Source organism: Mesorhizobium sp. ORS 3428, from assembly GCF_001854785.1.
Classification (GTDB): domain Bacteria; phylum Pseudomonadota; class Alphaproteobacteria; order Rhizobiales; family Rhizobiaceae; genus Mesorhizobium.
The window spans coordinates 461,364-482,540 of the sequence record NZ_MDFL01000126.1 but is presented as its reverse complement, the minus strand read 5'-3'; the positions used below and the strand labels follow the sequence as shown (position 1 = coordinate 482,540).

At 64.3% G+C, this 21,177-nt stretch carries 17 protein-coding genes; 8 read left to right on the top strand and 9 right to left on the bottom strand.

Annotated features, from left to right (window positions below; genetic code table 11):
- The first annotated feature begins 400 nt into the window (after window positions 1-400).
- Entirely contained in the window at window positions 401-2,176 is a 1,776-nt protein-coding gene (locus ORS3428_RS21055) for a tetratricopeptide repeat protein (protein ID WP_071100177.1), read from the top strand.
- Between the two features lie 74 nt (window positions 2,177-2,250).
- Here ORS3428_RS21055 and ORS3428_RS21050 read toward each other — a convergent pair whose 3' ends face one another.
- Entirely contained in the window at window positions 2,251-2,712 is a 462-nt protein-coding gene (locus tag ORS3428_RS21050) for a GNAT family N-acetyltransferase (protein ID WP_071100176.1), read from the bottom strand.
- A 173-nt stretch (window positions 2,713-2,885) separates the two neighbouring features.
- Here ORS3428_RS21050 and ORS3428_RS21045 point away from each other — a divergent pair, with 173 nt between their 5' ends.
- Window positions 2,886-3,953, top strand: coding sequence for a glycine--tRNA ligase subunit alpha (locus ORS3428_RS21045; protein ID WP_083355230.1), 1,068 nt, complete (start codon window positions 2,886-2,888; stop codon window positions 3,951-3,953).
- On the opposite strand, the gene ORS3428_RS21040 is transcribed toward ORS3428_RS21045, so the two are convergent.
- The gene (locus ORS3428_RS21040; RefSeq protein ID WP_071100175.1) at window positions 3,950-4,129 is read right to left on the bottom strand and encodes a hypothetical protein; all 180 of its coding nucleotides are present in this window, start codon (window positions 4,127-4,129) and stop codon (window positions 3,950-3,952) included. The genes ORS3428_RS21045 and ORS3428_RS21040 overlap by 4 nt on opposite strands.
- Window positions 4,130-4,351: 222 nt before the next feature.
- On the opposite strand from ORS3428_RS21040, the gene glyS reads away from it, so the two are divergent.
- Together glyS and ORS3428_RS33375 are read left to right on the top strand one after the other, a co-directional pair.
- On the top strand, window positions 4,352-6,550 hold the full coding sequence (gene glyS / locus ORS3428_RS21035; protein ID WP_071100174.1) for a glycine--tRNA ligase subunit beta: 2,199 nt from the start codon (window positions 4,352-4,354) through the stop codon (window positions 6,548-6,550).
- Between the two features lie 222 nt (window positions 6,551-6,772).
- Entirely contained in the window at window positions 6,773-7,054 is a 282-nt protein-coding gene (locus tag ORS3428_RS33375; protein WP_071100173.1) for an ATPase, read from the top strand.
- Window positions 7,055-7,144: 90 nt separating this feature from the next.
- Here the strand turns inward: ORS3428_RS33375 and ORS3428_RS21025 are convergent, their stop codons facing one another.
- Window positions 7,145-7,660 carry a hypothetical protein gene (locus tag ORS3428_RS21025; protein ID WP_071100172.1) on the bottom strand — a complete coding sequence of 172 codons (516 nt, stop codon included), beginning with the start codon at window positions 7,658-7,660 and terminating at the stop codon, window positions 7,145-7,147.
- A gap of 171 nt (window positions 7,661-7,831) precedes the next feature.
- Between ORS3428_RS21025 and ORS3428_RS21020 the strand changes: the two genes are divergently transcribed.
- From ORS3428_RS21020 to ORS3428_RS21010, 3 genes are all read left to right on the top strand, one after another.
- Window positions 7,832-8,794 carry an L-threonylcarbamoyladenylate synthase gene (locus ORS3428_RS21020; protein ID WP_071100287.1) on the top strand — a complete coding sequence of 321 codons (963 nt, stop codon included), beginning with the start codon at window positions 7,832-7,834 and terminating at the stop codon, window positions 8,792-8,794.
- 20 nt (window positions 8,795-8,814) lie between these two features.
- On the top strand, window positions 8,815-10,257 hold the full coding sequence (locus ORS3428_RS21015; protein ID WP_071100171.1) for an FAD-binding oxidoreductase: 1,443 nt from the start codon (window positions 8,815-8,817) through the stop codon (window positions 10,255-10,257).
- Between the two features lie 184 nt (window positions 10,258-10,441).
- Window positions 10,442-11,008, top strand: a complete 567-nt coding sequence (locus tag ORS3428_RS21010; protein WP_071100170.1) for a DUF6101 family protein — start codon at window positions 10,442-10,444, stop codon at window positions 11,006-11,008.
- Window positions 11,009-11,165: 157 nt separating this feature from the next.
- On the opposite strand, the gene ubiA is transcribed toward ORS3428_RS21010, so the two are convergent.
- Complete coding sequence (gene ubiA, locus ORS3428_RS21005) at window positions 11,166-12,149, bottom strand: 4-hydroxybenzoate octaprenyltransferase (protein ID WP_071100169.1); 984 nt, start codon at window positions 12,147-12,149, stop codon at window positions 11,166-11,168.
- Between the two features lie 214 nt (window positions 12,150-12,363).
- On the opposite strand from ubiA, the gene purD reads away from it, so the two are divergent.
- On the top strand, window positions 12,364-13,644 hold the full coding sequence (purD, locus tag ORS3428_RS21000) for a phosphoribosylamine--glycine ligase (protein WP_071100168.1): 1,281 nt from the start codon (window positions 12,364-12,366) through the stop codon (window positions 13,642-13,644).
- On the opposite strand, the gene ORS3428_RS20995 is transcribed toward purD, so the two are convergent.
- From ORS3428_RS20995 to ORS3428_RS20975, 5 genes are all read right to left on the bottom strand, one after another.
- Window positions 13,645-15,015 carry an alpha-glucosidase/alpha-galactosidase gene (locus ORS3428_RS20995; protein ID WP_071100167.1) on the bottom strand — a complete coding sequence of 457 codons (1,371 nt, stop codon included), beginning with the start codon at window positions 15,013-15,015 and terminating at the stop codon, window positions 13,645-13,647.
- 20 nt (window positions 15,016-15,035) lie between these two features.
- A complete protein-coding gene (locus ORS3428_RS20990; protein WP_071100166.1) occupies window positions 15,036-16,706 on the bottom strand; it encodes an ABC transporter ATP-binding protein in 1,671 nt (556 codons plus the stop codon).
- Between the two features lie 10 nt (window positions 16,707-16,716).
- The gene (locus ORS3428_RS20985; RefSeq protein WP_071100165.1) at window positions 16,717-17,853 is read right to left on the bottom strand and encodes an ABC transporter permease; all 1,137 of its coding nucleotides are present in this window, start codon (window positions 17,851-17,853) and stop codon (window positions 16,717-16,719) included.
- Complete coding sequence (locus ORS3428_RS20980; protein ID WP_071100164.1) at window positions 17,854-18,861, bottom strand: ABC transporter permease; 1,008 nt, start codon at window positions 18,859-18,861, stop codon at window positions 17,854-17,856.
- A 128-nt stretch (window positions 18,862-18,989) separates the two neighbouring features.
- Window positions 18,990-21,074 (bottom strand): ABC transporter substrate-binding protein, encoded by a 2,085-nt coding sequence (locus tag ORS3428_RS20975; RefSeq protein ID WP_071100163.1) that lies wholly within the window; start codon window positions 21,072-21,074, stop codon window positions 18,990-18,992.
- Window positions 21,075-21,177: the final 103 nt, after the last annotated feature.

Below are 21,177 nucleotides of genomic sequence, written 5' to 3'. Positions count from 1 at the left end.
CCAGTCGGCTCCTGCTGTTTGCCCGGTATCTGCTGGGACGGGCACCTGTGAATCTCGCTGCAACCGTCTCGACAGACGGCTGCCGCCAGCCTGGCGCGGATGCGCAAGGCGTTTTCCTCTGGCCTGACGCGCCAGGCGTGCTCAGGCTGCGAATGGTTCCCCCTGTGCAGCACGATCGCCGCCGGCGGATTTCGCGAGACGCGTCTCTAGCCGGCCGATACCGCCGGGTTCCGGCGCCGGACCTTTTTGGWCGCGCGGGATCGTTTTTTAAGCTGGATGATCGCATTGTGATTCGCGCCGGATTGAAGCCTGTCCCCAAAAAGGCCATGCTTTGTCTGAAAAGATCGAGACTGTAGGCGGTCCGGCAAGGGCGGGATCCCGTCTGGCTGAAAGGGATAAGATGCAGCAACGACGTACGCGCTGGCTGACAAGGCTGGCATTTCTGGCGGGTGTGGCGCTTTCGGTGCTGCCTGCCCACGCCAAGGACAACGGCCAACCGGTCCAGATCACGTCCTTCTCGGGCGCCTATCTGGCTGCCCACATCGCTGAGAGCGACAACGATCTCGACAACGCCATCGCCTATTACAAGCAGGCGCTGGCCTTCGCCCCCGATGACACGGACCTGCAGCAGAGCCTGATGCTGGCGCTTGTCGCGAAGGGCCGCTTCGAGGAATCGCTGGTCTATGCCGACAAGCTGAAGCAAGTGCCCGAAGTCGAGCGCTTCTCGCGCCTGGCGCTTGCGGTCGATTCCTTCCACAAGAAGGATTACGCCAAGGCCCAGTACTGGCTGAAACTGTCGCTCGAATCCGACCTCGACCGTCTGCTCTCCGGCGTCCTGGACGGCTGGGCCAAGGAAGGTGCTGGCGATGCCACCGACGCGATGGCTTCGATCGACAAGCTCAAGGGGCCCGACTGGTTCGGTCTGTTCAAGTCCTTCCACCGCGCGCTGATCGCCGACGCGGCCGGTCTTTCCGACAAGGCCGATGAAATCTATGCCGCTACCCTGGCCGACACCGCCTCAGGCAGCTCCGCGCCCGAGACCTGGATGCGCAACGCCCAAGCCTACGCCTCCTTCCTCGCCCGCAAGGGCGACAAGGCAAAGGCTCTTACGGTGCTCAACCAGGCCGAGGCCTTCGCGCCGGGCAAGCTCGAAATCACCACGCTGCGCGACAGGATCAGCAGGGGTGACAAGATCGAGCCCTTGGTTGCCAGCCCGGCGGACGGCGCCTCGGAAATCCTGCTTGACCTTGCCACCGCGCTCAACCGCGGCGGCGGCGAGCCATTCGTGCGCCTCTACCTGCAATATGCGCTGGCGCTGAAGCCGGACAGCGACGCGGCCCTCGTTCAGCTCGCCGCCGTCGCCGAGCAGTTGAAGGACGGCGAAGCCGCCATCGCGCTCTATCGCCGCATTCCGGCCTCCTCGCCCCTGAAGCAGCTTTCGGAGCTGCAGCTCGGCCTCAACCTCGCCGATATCGACCGCAACGACGAGGCGATCGCGCATCTCAAGGGCTATGTCGACGCACACCCGACCGACATGCGCGGCTATATCGCGCTCGGCGGCGTCTATTCCTCCAAGGAGGATTACCGCTCGGCCGCCAATCTCTACGACAAGGCCGTCGATATGCTGAAGACGCCGACAGCCGCCAACTGGAACATCTTCTACCAGCGCGGCATCGCCTATGAGCGGCTGAAGGAATGGCCGAAGGCCGAGCCGAATTTCCGCAAGGCACTGGAGCTGCAGCCCGACCAGCCTCAGGTTCTGAACTATCTCGGCTATTCCTGGGTCGACATGAACATGAACCTCAAGGAAGGCCTGGCGATGATTCAGAAGGCCGTGGATCTCAGGCCAAGCGACGGCTACATCGTCGATTCGCTGGGCTGGGCCTATTATCGCCTCGGCCGCTTCGACRACGCCGTCCGCGAAATGGAGCGCGCCGTCTCGCTGAAGCCGGAGGATCCGGTCCTCAACGATCATCTGGGCGACGCCTACTGGCGCGTCGGCCGCAAGCTGGAAGCGACCTTCCAGTGGACCCAGGCACGCGACCTGAAGCCGGATCCGGACGTGCTCGCCGCATTGCAGCAGAAGCTGCTCAAGGGCCTGCCGCCGATCGAGTCCAACACGGCGCAGGAAACCCAGAAGGTCAAGCCGGTCACGCCACCCCCGCCGAAGGGTTGAGGCCTGCGATTTTTACAGTTTGGCGGGACGCTTCGGGGTCCCGCTTTCTGTTTCAGCGCGGCGTCTGTCGAGATTCAGAAAAGCTTGCGGTAGACCACGAACCCCGGGCGCTCGCCGGCCGTGTCGTAGAGCTGCATCGCCGTGTGGTTGGTTTCGTGCGTCAACCAGTAGACGCGGTTCGCGCCTGCGGCCTTGGCGCGCTCGTAGACGCCTTCGATCAGCGCCCGGCCGATGCCTTGCCCACGCGCGGCCTCTGCCGTGAACAGGTCCTGAAGGTAGCAGCTCGGCGCGATCGCCGTGGTCGAGCGGTGGTAGAGATAGTGGACGAGGCCGAGCAGGCACCCGTCGCGTTCGGCTACCAGCGCATGCATCGGCTCATAGGCATCGAAGAAGCGCGACCAGGTCATCTGGGTAATCTCGCCGGCGAGCGCCGTCTGGCCCGAGCGGCCATAGAATGCATTGTAGCCGTCCCAGAGCGGCAGCCATTGTTCGTAATCCTGCCGGGAGACGAGGCGGACGATGAGTTGACCGGGCATGGCGGAACCTTGTCTTTGCGGTGAGGCCAGCAAACGGCGGGCGCCAACGCCCGGCAATGGGCCAGCCGCCGGCAAAGCGTTCCACCTCTCCTAGTTCGGCGCCAAGGCGCTGCCTTGACGCTCGCCGGCCCGGCAACTAGGGAAAGCCCAATCCCGCGCTTTCCGAGGCCGCCGTGACGATCGAGATACCTGCCCACATGCATCCCAGCCGCTCCTTCCAAGGGCTGATCCTGACCTTGCACAACTACTGGGCCGATTATGGCTGCGTCATCCTGCAGCCCTACGACATGGAAGTCGGCGCCGGCACCTTCCATCCGGCAACCACCTTGCGCGCGCTCGGTCCGCGCCGCTGGAACGCCGCCTATGTGCAGCCGTCGCGCCGGCCGAAGGACGGCCGCTACGGCGAGAACCCGAACCGGCTCCAGCATTACTATCAGTACCAGGTGATCCTGAAGCCGAACCCRCCAAACCTGCAGGAGCTTTATCTCGGCTCGCTTGAGGCGATCGGCGTCGATCCGCTACTGCACGACATCCGCTTCGTCGAAGACGACTGGGAAAGCCCGACGCTGGGCGCCTGGGGCCTCGGCTGGGAATGCTGGTGCGACGGCATGGAAGTCTCGCAGTTCACCTATTTCCAGCAGGTCTGCGGCATCGAATGCGCGCCGGTGGCGGGCGAGCTCACCTATGGGCTGGAGCGGCTCGCCATGTATGTGCAGGGCGTCGACAATGTCTATGACTTGAACTTCAACGGCCGCGAGGGCGCCGAGAAGGTCACTTATGGCGACGTCTTCCTGCAGGCCGAGCAGGAATATTCGCGCCACAATTTCGAATTCGCCAATACGGCGATGCTGCTTCGCCATTTCGAGGACGCCGAGGCCGAGTGCAAGGCGCTGCTCGCAGCGGGGGAGCCACTTTCCCCCCTGGAGGGGGAGATGTCGGCGAAGCCGACAGAGGGGGTCGCAGCAGAAGGCACCGCCAATAAGGCGTCGAGCTTGTCGCACGCGACCCCTCCCGGCCAGACTGCGTCTGGCCACCCTCCCCTCAAGGGGGAGGGATATCACCGAATGGTCTTCCCGGCCTACGACCAGTGCATCAAGGCCAGCCACGTCTTCAATCTGCTCGACGCGCGCGGCGTGATCTCCGTCACCGAGCGCCAGAGCTACATTCTGCGCGTCCGCAACCTGGCGAAGGCTTGCGGCGAGGCGTTCCTGAAGACGCAGGCGGGCGGCCTGGCAGCTTAGCCCAAGGTCGCATTGGCGATCTCGGCGACTGCAATTGGCAGCACGATCTGGGCTGCCGCGCCATCGATTGTGCGCAGCGCCTGTCTTACTCCCGGCATCGCGATCGTGCCATGCACCTGGGAAGCGAAGCAGGCGCTCAGTGCCAGGATCTGCAGGGTTCTCGATGCCGTCTTCATGGTCGTCCAGCCAATGGTTCTCTGCCTGAGCGTTGGTCGCTTCAGCGCTGCGTTCGGTTCATGGGAGTTTCTGCTCCAAGGACGGGCGGGTCCGCGTCCTCCCGACRGCAGTCACGAAAATTTCCGGAAATCGGCGGTAGCCAAGGCCCTGCTAGCGGGGTGACAGCARCCGGCCGAGTTGCTATGCCCCGCCCGGACCTGTTTGCCGCAAGAGCCTCATCGATGCCTGACTTGCTTCTAGAACTCCGCTCGGAAGAAATCCCCGCGCGCATGCAGCGCAAGGCTGCCGGCGATCTGAAGAAGATGGTGACCGACGGTCTGGTCGAGGCGGGTCTGACCTATGAGGCGGCGCGCGAATACTGGACGCCGCGGCGCCTGGCGCTCGATATCCGCGGGCTCACGCCGCGCTCGAAGGACATTCGCGAGGAGATCAAGGGTCCCTCGACCGCGGCGCCCGAGCAGGCGGTGCAGGGCTTCCTGCGCAAGGCCGGCCTTGCCTCGATCGCAGAGGCGCATGTCCATTCCGATCCGAAGAAGGGCGACTTCTATGTCGCCCACATTTCCAAGCCGGGCAGGGCGGCGGAAGCGATCATCGCCGAGCTGGTGCCGGGCGTCGTCAAAAACTTCCCCTGGCCGAAATCGATGCGCTGGGGGCCGGCGTCGGCCAAGCCCGGCTCGCTGCGCTGGGTGCGGCCGCTGCAATCGATCGTCTGCACCTTCGGCCCAGAGACCGAGGAGCCGGTGGTGGTCGATTTCGAGATCGATGGCATCCGTTCCGGCAACATCAGCTATGGCCACCGCTTCCACGCGCCGGGCCCGATCACCGTGCGCCGCTTCGACGACTATGTGGCCAAGCTCGAGGCGGCCAAGGTCGTGCTCGATGCCGACCGCCGCAAGGAAATCATCTTGGCGGACGCGCGCAATGTTGCGTTCGCCAACGGCCTCGATCTCGTCGAGGACGACGGCCTGCTGGAAGAAGTCTCCGGCCTGGTCGAATGGCCGGTCGTGTTGATGGGCGAATTCGAAAAGGACTTTCTCACCATTCCCGGCGAGGTCATCCGCCTCACCATCCGCGCCAACCAGAAATGCTTCGTCACCCGGCCGCATGGCGCGGCCGAAGACCTTTCGGACCGCTTCATTCTGGTCGCCAACATCGAGGCCGCCGATGGCGGCAAGGAGATCGCTTACGGTAACGGCAAGGTGGTTCGGGCGCGCCTCTCCGACGCGTTCTATTTCTGGAAGACCGACCAGGGCGACCTGCCGGATCTCGACCAGCTGCAAGACTCCGCGACAAGATTCGATCTGGATTTGAAGAAGCCGCTCGACCAGCGCATGGCGCGGCTCGATCACCTCAATGTCACCTTCCATGCCAAGCTTGGCACTCAAGGGGCCCGGGTGGAGCGCATCAAGCGGCTGGCTGAGGAATTGGCACCGGTCGTTGGCGCCGATTCCGCGCTCGTCGCTCGCGCCGCCGTGCTCGCAAAAGCCGACCTGCAAACCGAGGTGGTCGGYGAATTCCCCGAGCTTCAGGGCGCCATGGGCCGCAAATATGCGCTGCTGCAGGGCGAGCAGCCGTCCGTGGCCGCGGCCGCCGAGGAGCACTACAAGCCCCAGGGCCCGTCCGATCGCGTGCCGACCGATCCTGTCTCGGTTGCTGTTGCGCTCGCCGACAAGTTCGACACGCTCACCGGCTTCTGGGCGATCGATGAAAAGCCAACCGGCAGCAAGGACCCGTTTRCGCTGCGGCGTGCAGCGCTTGGCGTGGTCAGGATCCTGATCGAGAATCGCATTCGCCTGGAGTTGACTTCGATCTTCGCCAAGGCCTTTGYGAACTTCGCGGGCGGTGCTGCGCAGATTTCCGACTTGCTCGCCTTCTTCCACGACCGCCTGAAGGTCTATCTGCGTGAAAGCGGTGCGCGATACGACTTGATTGACGCCGTGTTGTCGGCGGGTTCGCGCACGGTCTCCGCCACAAGAGGGCAGATCGGCAAGTCGCCCAACGACGACCTCCTGCAGATCGTTCGCCGCGTCGAGGCATTGGGCTCTTTCCTCGACACCGAGGACGGCAAGAACCTGCTTGCCGGCACCAAGCGTGCCGCCAACATCCTGGCCGCCGAGGAGAAGAAGAAAACGGTCATCGCCGAGACTGTTGAGCCGGCGCTGTTCCGCGAGGAGGCGGAAAAGAAGCTGTTTGCCCCGGTGAATCAAGCCGAGAAGGAAGCCGGCCAAGCGATTCAAAATGAAGATTTTTCCGCAGCCATGCTGGCGCTTAGCGTGTTGCGTGAACCCGTTGATTCATTCTTTGAAGGCGTTCTCGTGAATGATGAGGACCAGGCCGTGCGCGCCAACCGCCTGGCGCTGCTTGCCCGCATCCGCGCCGCCACCGACCAGGTCGCCGATTTTTCAAAAATCGTCGGCTGACGGCTCGGAAAGCGCGCGGTCCGAGGCTGCCTGCATTCGCCAGGATGYGGGCATGCTTCAACAATCCGGCATCCGAAATTTGATGTGCCGGAGCCGGCTTACAGTCATATGACGATGACCTCCGCATGGGAGAACCAATGCATGTCGCCCGGAAGCGTGCAGCGGTTCTGGGACAACGACATGCATCAAACAAAAGACGTTCCCTAACCACGGAGGCATRCCATGAATTCCGGACACGACATCGAATTGACCGAAGAGACCCCGGCCGCCGCCGAGGCCATCGAATCCGCTCCCCACAACATCCTCGACCACGCCGCCGCTGCGGCGGTGGAAGCCGCCGACCCGTCTGAAGAGGACGAGGAAGAGGGCGAAGACGAAGACGCCGATGAGGAAGCCACGGCCTCGGGCGACGACGAGGATGAGGACAGGGAGGACGACGAGGACGGCGACGACGAGGACGCCGACGAAGACGAGTCCGAAGACGATACGGAAGAAGCGGCCTGAGCCGTTTCTCGTGGTGTGAAAAAAGGGCGGCGCAGCAAAGCGTCGCCCTTTTTCGTCGACCCGCGTGGACCGGGCCGCCGCGAGCCTAGCCTACATCGTCTTGCCGACGCGCGGCAGTTTCTTGGCGTTCTGCGATTGCACTTTCGGCTGCGCATGGCCGCCGGAGGTGTTGGCCGTTGTGGTCGGCCTGTTGTCGGCAGCCTTGGTATCGCGGTTGGGAGCTGCCGCGGCGGTGCCGTTGGGTGGCGTGGCGGTAGTTGGCGCGGTGCCGTTTGTCGGTGTCGTGGACGCCGGCGCGGTCTTGGCCGCATCTGTCGGCGCAGGCGTCGCGAAGGCGCCGCCGACGATGCCGCCGCGAATGATCATCGGCGCCTGCACGGACCTCTGCCCAGACTTCTCCGGGATCGCCGCGACCTTCTCATCCGTGACCACGGGTATGGGATCGCCGAGCGCTACGATCGATGGTGTCGACGCGCCAGACTCGATCGCGTCCAGCCTGATCACGGATGGCGTCGAGGTCGAGACGCCAAGCACGACAATGGACGAAGCCTGTGCCAAACCGGTCGTCGCCAAAAGGCCGATACTGATTGCCGCCAGCACGCGCATCGCGATAACTCCCCGAGCCCAACCACCGGAAGTCCGCACCCTAGTGCGGGCAAATTGATGCCGGCTTGCGCGGAAACTTAACATTTTAGGGATTGATAAATCGCCAATGCCCGCCTTGCCCGGCCCTGCCAGCCGTATTACGGGACCGGCGTAACGATGATGGTGACGAAGTTGGCTGAGATACTTGCTGTCGGCGAGGCAATGGAGCGGGCGCTGGCGCTGCTCGACGGTGGCGATGTCGTCGCCATCCCGACCGAGACGGTTTACGGGCTGGCGGGCGATGCGACCAACGGTGCTGCCGTGGCGCGCATCTTCGAAGCCAAGGGCCGCCCGCGCTTCAATCCGCTGATCGCCCATGTCGCCGACCTCGCGATGGCCGAACGCATCGGGGCGTTCGATCCGCTGTCGGCAAGGCTAGCAGAAGCCTTCTGGCCGGGCCCGCTGACGCTGGTGCTGCCGCAGCGCGCGAAAAACGGCATCCACCCGCTGGTCACCGCGGGGCTGGAYACCATAGCGCTGCGCATGCCGAAGGGCTTCGGCGGCGAACTGATCGCGAGGCTCGGCCGGCCGCTCGCCGCCCCCAGCGCCAACGCCTCCGGCAGGATCAGCGCCACGACGGCGCAAGCCGTGGCAGCCGATCTCGGGGAGAAGATCAAGCTGGTAGTGGACGGCGGCGCGACACCGGTCGGCCTGGAATCGACCATCGTCAAGATCGAGGACGGCAAGCTGAGCCTGCTGAGGCCGGGCGGCATCGCCGCCGGCGACATTGAAGCCGTTGCCGGCGTTAAACTGTTGCGCGGCGCAGCCGGCATCCAGGCGCCCGGCATGCTCGCCTCGCACTATGCGCCAGGCGCGTCGATGCGGCTCAATGTCGGAAAGATCGCGAGCGGCGAGGCGCTGCTCGCCTTCGGCCGCGACCGCGCCGAAGGCTGGCGGGATGCGGTGGCGGTGCGAAATCTTTCCGAGGCGGGCGATCTGCGCGAGGCAGCCACCAACCTGTTCGCCTATATGCAGGCGCTGGACCGCAGCGGCGCCGCCACCATTGCCGTCGAGCCCATCCCGCTCGAGGGCCTGGGCGAGGCGATCAACGACCGGCTGGCGCGCGCTGCCGCCCCGCGTGACAAGACGGCTTGAGCGCCATAGGTTCTGGTCCCATGAACGATCAAGCCGACGACCAGCCCCTCGATCTCGATCCCGCCCTTATCGACCGTTTCGCGGCCATCGTCGGCGACAAATACGCGCTGCGCGACCAGGCAGACATCGCGCCCTACATCACCGAGCGGCGCGGCCTCTGGCATGGCCGGACATCGCTGGTGCTGCGTCCAGGCAGCGTCGAGGAAGTGAGCCGCATCATGCGGCTGGCAACCGAGACCGGAACGCCGATCGTGCCGCAGAGCGGCAACACCGGCCTGGTCGGCGCCCAGGTGCCGGACAAGTCCGGGCGGGACATCGTGCTGTCGCTGTCGAGGCTGAACCGCATCCGCGAGATCGACGTGCTGTCGAACACGATCACCGCCGAGGCCGGCGTCATCCTGCAGACGTTGCAGGAAGCGGCCGACGCCGCCGACCGGCTGTTTCCGCTGTCGCTTGCCGCGCAGGGTTCCTGTCAGATCGGCGGCAATCTATCCTCAAACGCCGGCGGCACCGGGGTGCTCGCCTACGGCAATGCGCGCGAGCTCTGCCTCGGCGTCGAGGTGGTGCTGCCGACCGGTGAGGTATTCGACGATCTGCGCAAGCTGAAGAAGGACAACACCGGCTACGATCTGAAAGACCTCTTCGTCGGCGCCGAGGGCACTCTTGGCGTCGTCACCGCCGCGGTGCTCAAGCTTTTCCCCAAGCCGAAGGGCAGGGAGGTCGCCTTCGTTGGCCTGTCCTCGCCGAAGGCGGCGCTCTCGCTGTTCAGCTTGGCGCTGGACCAGGCGGGCGCCGCGCTCACCGCCTTCGAACTGATCGGCAAGCGGCCTTACGATTTCACGCTCCGGCATGCGCAGGGCGTGACGCGGCCGCTGGCCGACGACTGGCCATGGTATGTGCTGATGCAGATCTCCTCCGGCCGCTCGGAAGCCGACGGCAGGGCGCTGATCGAGGAGGTGCTTGCTGCCGGCCTCGAGCAAGGCATCGTCGGCGACGCGGTGGTCGCGGCAAGCCTTGCCCAGGGCGACGCCTTCTGGAACTTCCGCGAGGTACTGCCGGAATGCCAGAAGCCCGAGGGTGCCTCCATCAAGCACGACATTTCGGTGCCGATCGCCTCGATCCCGGACTTCATCGACAAGGCAGCCGGCGCCGTCGCTTCRGTCAGCCCCGGCGCGCGCGTCGTCTGTTTCGGCCATATGGGCGACGGCAACCTGCACTACAACATTTCGCGCCCCGAAGGCGGCGACGACGAGGCCTTCCTTGGCCTCTACCGCCCGATGAACAAGGCGGTGCACGACGTCGTCCGCTCCTTCCACGGCTCGATCTCGGCCGAGCATGGCATCGGCCAGCTGAAGCGCGACGAACTGATCGCGACGGCGCCGCCGATGGCGATCGACCTGATGCGCCGGGTGAAGGCAGCTTTCGATCCGGTCGGCATCATGAATCCCGGTAAGGTTATCTAATTCTTCCAAAGACTTGTGGCTGGTCGCAAACCGATAACCATCGGCTCCGATCAGCAAAATTTAACTGACTTTCTTAAGCGCGCCGGTAAGGAGCGAGCGCTAGTCTTTCTCCCATAACGAGGCCGGAAAAACCGGCCCGGAGAGAACCGGAAAACGGCCCTCAGGAGAAACAGGAAGGCACTCGATGAACACTGGACTGAAGCCAGTCTGGGCGGGGCGCAACATGCGTCTCGACCCGTTTCGCCTGCCGCAAATGGTAAGCTATGCCACGCGCGACGATTTCGGCGATGTCACCTTCACGATCGATCAGCGCGGCGCGGTCATCCGGCGCATGCTGGAGATGAGCGGGGTGCCGGCGATCATCGCGCTGCCCGCCAATGCGTTCCGCGGCGTCGCCGCCCGCGCCATGGAAGACCCGGACGGCAATGTTACGGTGACCCTGGAACTTCTGCACAATGATCCGATGCTTTCGGTGCCGCTGCTCGTCGCTGACGATCTCGACGACGTCGCCGCCGACTGGCGCGCCTGGGCCGACGCCTACCGCCTGCCGATGCTCCTGATCGAGGCCGACGGCATCGCCCGCACGCTTGAAGAATCGCTCGGCGCCGCCATCAAGGCGCTGCCGCCGCAGGAGCGTCGCAAGGGCCGCGTATCGAACATGCGCCGCCCGCGCTTCCTCGCCCGCCGCAAGGCCGGCAACCTTGGCCTGAGGCTCGTCATCGGCGGCGAGGAGATCATCGCGCGGGAGTAGGCTGCTTGTCACGCTGGCGATTGGCGAAACCGCCGATGAAAGCTTTCTTCTCACGCGCTACCTTGCCGCTGTGCATTCACCATGCCTCCAAGGTCGGCGCTGCCCCTCATCGGGCTGCCGCCACCTTCTCCCCGTAGAGTGACGGGGAGAAGGAAGACTACACCAGCGGCTTCAGCGCCACCCACAGCGCGCCGCCGATCAGCCCCAGAAAAATCAGCCAGCCGACCTGGTTGTTCGACTTGAACAGCTTCAGGCATTGGTCGGGATCGTTGATGTCGAGCCGGATGATCTGGCGCGCCATATGCGCGCCGGCGGCGATCAGTCCGGCCAGCGCCGGCATCGGCACCTGCGCCGAGGCGAACGCGATGGCGAAGCAGATAAGCGTGCCGCCATAGAGCCCGGTGAGCCAGGTCTTGGTGTTGTCGCCGAACAGGCGGGCCGTCGAGCGCACGCCGACAATGGCGTCGTCTTCCTTGTCCTGGTGCRCATAGATCGTGTCGTAGCCGATCACCCACAGGATCGAGCCGATATAGAGCATGATGGCGGGGCCATCGATGTCGCCGAACTCGACCGCCCAGCCCATCAGCGCCCCCCAGGAGAAGGCCAGCCCAAGCACGAATTGCGGCCAGTTGGTGATGCGCTTCATGAACGGATAGACGGCGACGATTGCCAGCGAGGCGATGCCGAGCGGAATGGCGAAGCTGTTGAACTGCAGCAGCACCGCGAGCCCGACGAGCGCCTGGATGATCAGGAACGCCCAGGCCTGGCGGCGCGTCACCTTGCCCGCCGGCAGCGGCCGCGAGCGCGTGCGCTCGACCTGGCTGTCGATGCCCGCGTCGACAATGTCGTTGTAAGTGCAGCCGGCGCCGCGCATGGCGACGGCGCCGATAAAGAACAGCAGCAGATACCAGGGCGCCGGCAGCAACGTCAGCAGCGGATCGGTCGGGCGCGGATAGGCGCTGGCCGCAAGGGCTGCCGACCACCAGCAGGGCCATAAAAGCAGCTGCCAACCGATCGGCCGGTCCCAGCGTGCAAGCTGCGCATAGGGCCAGGGCGAGCGTGGCAGCACCCGGTAGACCCAATGGCCGCTCGGCGCGTCGGCGACACGGCCCTGGGCCGCTTTCGACTGGATGGTTTCCATTGCGCTGGAGTGGCAGCAGCGACGGGCGCCGTCAAGCGGCCGCGATGTCGCTTGGTTGGTGAAAACATCGTGATCCAGCAAGGCCATCGCTGCTCGTAGGATAGCCGGGGCGCTATTGTTCTCGTGTGCAATTGTCACCAAATTGCCGACACGCCTTGACCCGTCGCCCCTGGATCAATAGCGGGTTCAGGGAGATGATCAGCAAGAGGTGGCCATGAACGTTCTTCTTCTCGGTTCGGGTGGCCGCGAACACGCGCTGGCCTGGAAGATCTCCGCCTCGCCATTGCTCACCAAGCTCTATGCCTCGCCCGGCAACCCCGGCATCGGCCGCGTCGCCGAACTGGTCAAGCTGGATATCTCCGACCATTCCGCTGTGGCCGCCTTCTGCCAGCAGAAGAAGATCGATCTCGTGGTGGTCGGTCCGGAGGCCCCGTTGGTGGTGGGCATTGCCGACGACCTGCGCGCCTGGGGTGTCCGCGTCTTCGGCCCATCCAAGGCGGCGGCGCGGCTTGAGGGCTCAAAAGGCTTCACCAAGGACCTTTGCGCGAAATTCAACATCCCCACCGCCGCTTATGGTCGCTTCAGCGACCTTTCCTCGGCGAAAGCCTATGTCGAAAAGACGGGCGCGCCGATCGTCATCAAGGCCGACGGGCTGGCAGCCGGCAAGGGCGTCACCGTCGCCATGACGCTTGATGAGGCGATGGCCGCCCTCGACGCCTGTTTCGACGGCTCGTTCGGCGCGGCGGGCGCAGAGGTCGTGGTCGAGGAATATCTGACGGGCGAGGAGGCGAGCTTCTTCTGCCTGTGCGACGGAGCAACTGCTTTGCCCTTCGGCACCGCGCAGGACCACAAGCGCGTCGGCGATGGCGATGTCGGGCCGAACACCGGCGGCATGGGCGCCTATTCGCCGGCGCCGGTGATGACACCGGAGATGACCGAGCGCACCATGCGCGAGATCATTGAGCCGACCATGCGCGGCATGGCCAATATCGGCGCGCCTTTCGGCGGCATCCTCTTCGCCGGTCTGATGATCACCGACCAGGGGCCCAAACTCATCGAATACAATGTCCGCTTCGGCGATCCCGAATGCCAGGTGCTGATGATGCGGCTGAAGGACGACCTTCTCGTCCTGCTCAACGCCGCCGTCGACGGCCAACTGGCGCATATGTCGGCGCGCTGGAGCGACGAAGCCGCGCTGACCGTGGTGATGGCGGCGAGGGGCTATCCCGGCACGCCGGAAAAAGGCTCGGTGATCCGCGGCTTCGACGAGGCCGCGGGCGAAGGCGCCGAAATCTTCCATGCCGGCACCGCCATCAACGGCGGCGCGCTGGTCGCCAATGGCGGCCGCGTGCTCAACGTCACGGCAACCGGCGCCACCGTCGGCGAGGCGCAGGGACGAGCCTACGCGGCGCTTGACCAGATCGACTGGCCGCAAGGCTTCTGCCGCCGCGACATCGGCTGGCGCGCCGTCGAGCGCGAGAAGGCCGGCCCCTGATCAGGCAGCCTTGCTTCTGCTGCCCTTGCGTGCCCAGGCCGGCAGCCAGTCGCCATGGGCGGCGATCAGGTCGTCGACCAGCGACCAGATCTGATCGAGATCGAGCTCGGCCGCGGTGTGCGGATCCATCATCGCCGCGTGATAGATATGCTCGCGGTTTTCCGTCATCAACGCCCGCACCGTCAGTTCCTGCACGTTGATGTTGGTGCGGATCAGCGCCGTGAGCTGCGGCGGCAGCTCGCCGATATAGGTCGGCTGAATGCCCGAGGCATCGACCAGGCACGGCACTTCCGCAGCGCAGTCGAAAGGCAGCGAGTTGATGCAGCCATTGTTGCGGACATTGCCRTAGATCACCGACGGCTCGCCGGTCCACACCGAATTCATGATCGAGGAGGCATATTCCTTCGATTGCTCGACCTCGATACGGTCGGCGGAACGATAGGCCTCGGCCTGTCGCTTCCAGCCCTCGATCTGCTCGATGCAACGCTTGGGATATTCGTCGAGCGGAATGCCGAATTTCTCGATCAGGTCGGGGCGGCCCTCCTTGATGAAATAGGGTGTGTACTCGGCGAAGTGCTCCGAGCTTTCGGTGACGAAATAGCCGAGCCTGGTCAGCATCTCGTAGCGCACCTTGTTCGGGCAGCGCGGGTTCCAGCCCGGCTTCGGCGCGCGGCCTTCGCGATAGGCGCGGATGAGGTCGGGATAGAGGTCGCGGTAGGAGCCGTCCGGCTGGCGATGCTCGAATTTGAGATAGAAGGCCATGTGATTGATGCCGGCCGAGCGGTAGCGGATCTCCTCGTAGGGAAGGTCGAGGTCGTGCGCTAGTTCCATCGCCGTGCCCTGGACCGAATGGCAGAGGCCGACCTGCTTGATTTGGGGGTATTTCTCGGCGATCGCCCAGGTGTTGATCGCCATCGGGTTGACATATTGCAGCATGATCGCCTCGGGACAGACGGCCAGCATGTCCTCGCAGATCTTCCACAGATGCGGCACGGTTCTGAGGCCCCGCATGATGCCGCCGACGCCGAGCGTGTCGGCGATCGTCTGACGCAGGCCGTATTTCTTCGGCACTTCGAAGTCGGTAACGGTGCAGGGCTCATAGCCACCGATCTGGAAGGCGACGACGACGAAGTCGGCGCCGGAAAGCGCCTTACGCTGGTCGGAATAGGTCTCGGCCTTCGCCTTGACGCCGAGCGTCGCGATCAGCTTGTTGACGACGATGGCGCTTTCCTCCAGCCGCTGYGCGTTGATGTCCATCAGCGCGATCGTGGCGCCCGAAAGCGCCGGCCGCTGCAGCACGTCGCCGACGATGTTCTTCATGAACACCGTCGAGCCGGCGCCGATGAAGGTGATCTTTGGATTTCTAGTCACTACGAACCTCCGGAATATAGTCACGCCACGTCGAATGCGGCCCTGACGAGCCGTTCGGTGTAGCCGGTCTTGGGATTGGAAAGGACCTCGTCGACGGGTCCCTGTTCGACGATCTTGCCGTGCTGCATGACGATGACGCGGTGGCAGAGCGCCCGCACCACCTTGAGGTCGTGCGAGATGAAGAGGTAGCTCAAGCCGCGCTCGTCCTGCAGCTTGCGCAGCAGGTCGATGATCTGTGCCTGGACGGAAAGGTCGAGTGCCGATGTCGGCTCGTCGAGCAGGATGAATTCGGGTTCGAGCGCGATGGCGCGCGCAATCGCGATGCGCTRCCGCTGGCCGCCGGAGAATTCGTGCGGGAACCGCGACAGGATATCGCCCGGCATGCCGGCGCTGACGAGAGCCTCGCGCACCCGCTCGACCCGCTCGCGCCGTGTCGCGCCCAGCCTGTTGACGACCAGCCCTTCCTCGATGATCTGGCCGATCGTCATGCGCGGATTGAGCGAGGAGAACGGGTCCTGGAAGACGATCTGCATGCGCGAGCGCAGCGGCCGCATCTCGGTCCGCGACAGGCCCTGGATCGGCCGGCCGTCGAAACGGATCTCGCCGCGCTTGGTCTCTTGCAGCCGAAGCAGCGCCTGGCCGAAGGTGGTCTTGCCGGAACCGGATTCGCCGACCAGCCCCAGCGTCTCGTGGCGGCAAAGTTTCAAATCGAGGTCGTCGACCGCGACCAGCTCGCGCCAGTCCGGTTTCAGGAACGTGCCGTGGCGCAGCGTGAAGCAGACCCGCACGCCGTTCGCCTCGAGGATGGTGCCTGACCCGTCGGGCAGCGGCTTCGGCCGTCCGTGYGGCTCGGAGGCGAGCAGCCGCTTTGTGTAGGGATGCTGCGGGTCGGCGAACAGCCGCTCGGTGACGTTGTGCTCGCGCATCTCGCCATGCTGCATGACGTAGACATAGTCGGAGAACTTGCGCACCACGGTGAGGTCGTGGGTGATCAGGATCACCGCCATCCGCAGCTCTTTCTGCAGGTTGCGGATCAGGTTCAGGATCTGCGCCTGGACCGTGACGTCGAGCGCGGTGGTCGGCTCGTCGGCGATCAACACGTCGGGATCGTTGGCCAAAGCCATGGCGATCATGACGCGCTGGCGCTGGCCGCCAGAGAGCTGGTGCGGATACTGCTTGAGCCGCGCTTCCGGCTCGGGAATCTGGACATGCCGCAACAATTCGAGCGCCCGCGCCCAAGCCTCTTTGCGGCTCACCTTGCGGTGCACCCTGATCGCTTCGACGATTTGGCTGCCGACCGTGTAGATCGGGTTGAGCGAGCTCATCGGCTCCTGGAAGATCATCGAGATGCGGTTGCCGCGCAGCTTGCGCCGGGCGCCTTCCGGAAATTTCAGGATGTTCTGGCCACAATATTCGACGGTGGACCTCGGCGACACGGTCGCCCGCCGCGACAGCAGCCCCATGACGGTGCGCGCCGTAACCGACTTGCCGGAACCGGATTCGCCGACGATCGCGATCGTCTCGCCGCGATAGAGCTGGAAAGACACATCCTTGACCGCCTCGACAGTGCCGTGCTCGACCTTGAAGGCAACCTCGATGTTGYGGGCGTCGATGACCGGCTGATCATGGCGTCCGTTGTGATCGTGCCGGATGGCAGGTGCGAAGGTTTCTGCGAGCACGACGGTCGTCATCTCTGCCACCTCAATAGGGATCGACCGCGTCGCGCAGGCCGTCGCCCAGCGCGTTGAAGGCAAAGACGGTGATCAGCACGAAGCCCACCGGCGACAGGATCCACGGATAGGTGCCGATGACCGAATAGGTCGCCGTATCCTGCAGCATCAGGCCCCAGRAGATCAGCGGCGGCTTCACCGCGAAGCCGAGGAAGCCGAGGAAGGATTCCAGAAGCACAACCGTTGGGATCGCCAGGGTCACGGCGACGATCACATGGCTCATCACATTGGGGAAGATGTGCTGCATGATGATGCGCCGGTCGGTGGCGCCGACCGCCATGGCGGCGCGCACATAGTCGATCCGCGCCAGCGCCAGCGTCTTGCCGCGCACCTCGCGCGACATCTGCGCCCAGCCCAGGGCGGACATGACGATGATGACGAAGGCGAGGAAGACATCGGTCGGCGCGGTGACCGGGATCAGTGTCGTCAGCGCCAGATAAAGCGGCAGTTGCGGAAAGGCGAGCACCAGTTCGACGAAGCGCTGCATCCAGACGTCGAACTTGCCGCCGAAATAGCCGGAAACCATGCCGACGGTGGTGCCGATGACGGTAACGATGAAGACGACTGTCAGCGCGATCATCAGCGAGACGCGCGAGCCGTGGATGGCGCGAGACAGCACATCTCGGCCAAACTTGTCGGTGCCCAGGAAATGCACAGGCTGGCCGTCCATCGAGCCGAAGAAATGCCGGTCCGCCGGGATGAGGCCGAGAAGCTTGTAGGGTGCGCCCTCGACGAAGAAGCCGAGCAGCCGCGGATGGTCGTAGTCGGGGCCGACGATCGGCTGGAAGGTGACCGGGTCGAGGTCGGTCGATTCGGCCAGCGCATAGATCCTCGGCCGCACGACGAAATTGCCGTCCTTGTCATGGAAGCTGGGCACCTGCGGCGGCGCGAAGGCGATGTCAGTCTCCTTCGGATCCAGAGGCGCCAGGAATTCCGCGAAGACGGCCATGACGAGCAGAAGCAGGACCAGGCATAGTCCGGCCATGCCGGTCCAGGAGCGCCTCAATCGACGCCAGACGAGCGCGATGTAGCTCTCATTGCCGTGCGCGGGGTGGCTGATGACGCCTTCGGCCGGCAGCGGCGGGGGTGATGGATCGCGGGCCAGCATCTAGCGCTCCCCGAACTGGCGCACGCGCGGGTCGAGCAGCGCGAGCAGCATGTCGGCGATGATGTTGCCGACGATCAGCGTTGCCGACAGCACCATCATGAAGGTGGCCGTCACATAGACGTCGCCGACCGCCATCGAGCCGACGATCGCCGGGCCGACGGTGGGCAGCGCGAAGATGATCGCCGTCTCGATCTCGCCGGTCAGCATGTAGGGCAGCACCACGCCCTGATACATGACGAGCGGATGCAAAGCGTTGGGCACGGCATGCCGCATGACCACGGCGCCGCCGGTCAATCCCTTGGCCTTCGCCGTCTCGACATATTGGGCATTCAGCGTGTCGAGCAGGTTCCCGCGCATCACCCGCATATTGTAGGCGAGGCCGCCAAAGGTCGCGATCGCCACCACCGGCCAGACATGTTTGACGAGGTCGACGAACTTCGCCCACGACCATGGCGCGCCGCCATATTGCGGCGAGAAGAACGAGCCGATTTCCGACACGTTGAACTGGAAGACCAGCAGATAGACGATGATGAGCGCCATCAGGAAGCGCGGCACCGTCATGCYGAGGAAGGAGATGGCCGAAAGTGTGGAGTCGATCCAGGTGTACTGCCGGGTTGCCGCCCAAATRCCGAAGGTGATGCCGAGCACCGAGGCGAGCAGATGGCAGACCAGCGCCAAGAGCAGCGTGCGCGGCAGCCGCTCGCCCACCACATCGGCCACCGGCTTGTTGTAGTAGAGGCTGTAGCCGAAATCGCCGCGGGTGATGATGCCGCCGATCCAGTTGAGATACTGGAYGGACAGCGGCTTATCGAGGCCATGTTCCTTCCGGTAGGCCTGGGCCTGTGCGTCGGCCTCGGCGTAGGAGGCGCCGCCCTGGTTGATGAGCTGCGATTTGATGTAGTCGGCATAATCGCCGGGCGGCGCCTGGATGATGGCGAAGGTGACGAGGCTCAAAATGGCGAGGACGGGAAGCGCCGACGCTATGCGCATGAGCAGGAATCGCAACATGGACGGTCTGCTTCCTTTCTCGCCGGTTTACGCGTTCGGTGCGTTTCGAGGATTTGCCTTGTCCGGCCGCGCCGCAGCGCGGCCGGACATCTCTTCGTCAGGGAGGTAAAGCTTAATCCATTGGCCCCCTAGTCCATCGGCCCTTTATCTCCGGGCTTGCCGGGAAGTTTCTGGGGAAAGAGTTCATACTTGGCCTGCTTGTTGGCGGCGACGAAGACACGTTCGCGGATGATCGAATCCTCCGCCCAGTTGAACATGAAGATCGGCGTGCCCTGCGGAATGTTGGAGAAGCGCTTGTTGATGATGAGCGCGCCCGGATATTCCGTCAGTCCGACATTGTAGACGTTTGCCGTCGAAATCTCCTGGAACTTCTTCATCAGGCTGGCGCGCTCGTCATTGTCCTGGCTCGATACGAACTTGTTGACGATGTCGACAAGGTCCTTCTCGAACGGCATCAGATCGACCTCGCCGCTTTCCGGCGCGCGATGGTTCCAGCTGGTCTTCGGACCGACGGGAGCGAGCTGCTCGGTGTTCTGCACCACGGAGGTCAGTTCGGTGTCGTTGCGCCGGATCAGCCAGTCGAAGCGGCCGGAATATTCGGCGGCGTCGCGCTGCGTGCCGTTGACTCCGTTGATGACGACCCTGAGCCCGAGCTTTTCCATCTGCGCGACCACGCCTTCGGCAAGGCTCTTGTCGGTCGTGTAGTCGTTGTTGACCAGCATCACGATCTCGACATTCTTGCCGCCGGCGGTGCCGGCCGGGAAGTTCACGAAGCCGTCGCCATCCGTGTCCTTGAGGCCGGCCTTGGCGAGCTCGGCCTTGGCGCCTTTGAGGTCGAAGGGATAGTAGACGGTCGACTTGCGGTCGTAGAAGCTGGTGCCGGAGGAGAAGCCACCGGGATAGATGGCGGTGAACGGGCCCTTGACCAGCGAGTCGCCGAGCGCCTTGCGGTCGAGCGCCATGGTGACCGCCTTGCGGAAGTCCTCGTTGCGGTTCAGCTCGCGCAGCGCCTGGCCGCGCTCGTCCGGGTTGCCCCATCCGTTGGCGGAGAAGTTGAAGCGCAGATTGTAGCCGATGAGGCGCGGGCCGAAGGCAAGGCGTGCCGGCGCGTTCTTCTCGGCCGCGCGCTTCAGCGAGGCGACGAAGTTCTCCGGCTGTTCGAGATTGGAGAAGTCGCCGGATCCGGCCACTGCCTGGACGTCACGATCGGCCCAGGTCGAGAGCTTGTATTGCAGCTCGTTGAGATAAGGCAGCTGGTTGCCCTTCTCGTCGACCTTCCAATAATAGGGGTTGCGGCGCAGGACGATGATGTCGTCCGGCCGGTATTCGACCGGCACCCAGGCGCCCATCACCGGCATGTTCATGAATTCCGGCGGGAAGGCGTTCTTGAACTGGTCGTAGGTGTTCTTCGAATATTTCGGATGCTTCGGCTTCAAGATATGCGAAGGGCCGGGGCAGAAGGTGCCATAGGCCATCGCATAGAGATATTGCTTCGGGAACGCCTCCTTGAAGGTCCATTCGACGGTGTAGTCGTCGATCTTCTTCAGCGTCGTGCCGACGCCGAAGGTTTCCTGCGTCGCGCCGTTGAGCGGCGAGACATTGGGATCGAGAACCTCGTCCTCCCAGTAGAACATCAGATCGTCGGCATTGAAGGGCGCGCCGTCCGACCATTTGGCGCCTTCGATGAGATGCATGGTGAGCTTGTGGCCGTCTTTCGACCATTCCCAGCTCTTGGCGAGGTTCGGCAGCGGCTCGGTGTCCTTGGCCTCGACCTGGAACAGCGGTGCCGTGCGCGTCAGGCATTCGGATAGCCCGATGTCGATGCCACCCCAGCCTTGCGTCTGGCCAGCGCCGTAGTTCCAGCCTTCCGGCCGGCCGCCGATGACGTGGCGCATCGTGTCGCCATAGACGCCGATGCCGTCAGGCATGTTGCCGGTCTTGAAGACCAGCGGCTCCTTCGGCAGCCGGTCCTTGACCGGCGGCAGCTTGCCGGTCTTGACGTATTTCTCCGTCACCCAGTCCGGCTCGTGATATTCGGGCAGCGCCTTGAACTCCAGGATGGAGTCGCGCGCCACATAGTGGATCTTGCCTTCCGCTGGGAACGTCGCCGGTTCCGGCGGGATCGTCGGTTCGGAAGCGAAGGCGGTAAGTGCCGGAATTGAAACGCTCAATGCCAGTCCGGCGGCAATTCCGATTCTGTATAAGTTCCTCATCGTCTCCTCCCAGATGTTTGGACCTCTGTTGCTGCCCGCCCCTTATTTTGGGCAACTGACTTTTGGCTGACCCGCCTCCCGCGCGTGCGACCTCGTGCCCAAG

Bases quoted from the DNA above. Each gene is read 5' to 3' on its own strand.
- ORS3428_RS21040 (WP_071100175.1), bottom strand. From the start codon at position 4,129: ATGAAGACGGCATCGAGAACCCTGCAGATCCTGGCACTGAGCGCCTGC.
- ORS3428_RS21050 (WP_071100176.1), bottom strand. From the start codon at position 2,712: ATGCCCGGTCAACTCATCGTCCGCCTCGTCTCCCGGCAGGATTACGAA.
- purD (WP_071100168.1), top strand. From the start codon at position 12,364: ATGAACGTTCTTCTTCTCGGTTCGGGTGGCCGCGAACACGCGCTGGCC.
- ORS3428_RS21025 (WP_071100172.1), bottom strand. From the start codon at position 7,660: ATGCGCGTGCTGGCGGCAATCAGTATCGGCCTTTTGGCGACGACCGGT.
- ORS3428_RS33375 (WP_071100173.1), top strand. From the start codon at position 6,773: ATGAATTCCGGACACGACATCGAATTGACCGAAGAGACCCCGGCCGCC.
- ORS3428_RS20975 (WP_071100163.1), bottom strand. From the start codon at position 21,074: ATGAGGAACTTATACAGAATCGGAATTGCCGCCGGACTGGCATTGAGC.
- ORS3428_RS21010 (WP_071100170.1), top strand. From the start codon at position 10,442: ATGAACACTGGACTGAAGCCAGTCTGGGCGGGGCGCAACATGCGTCTC.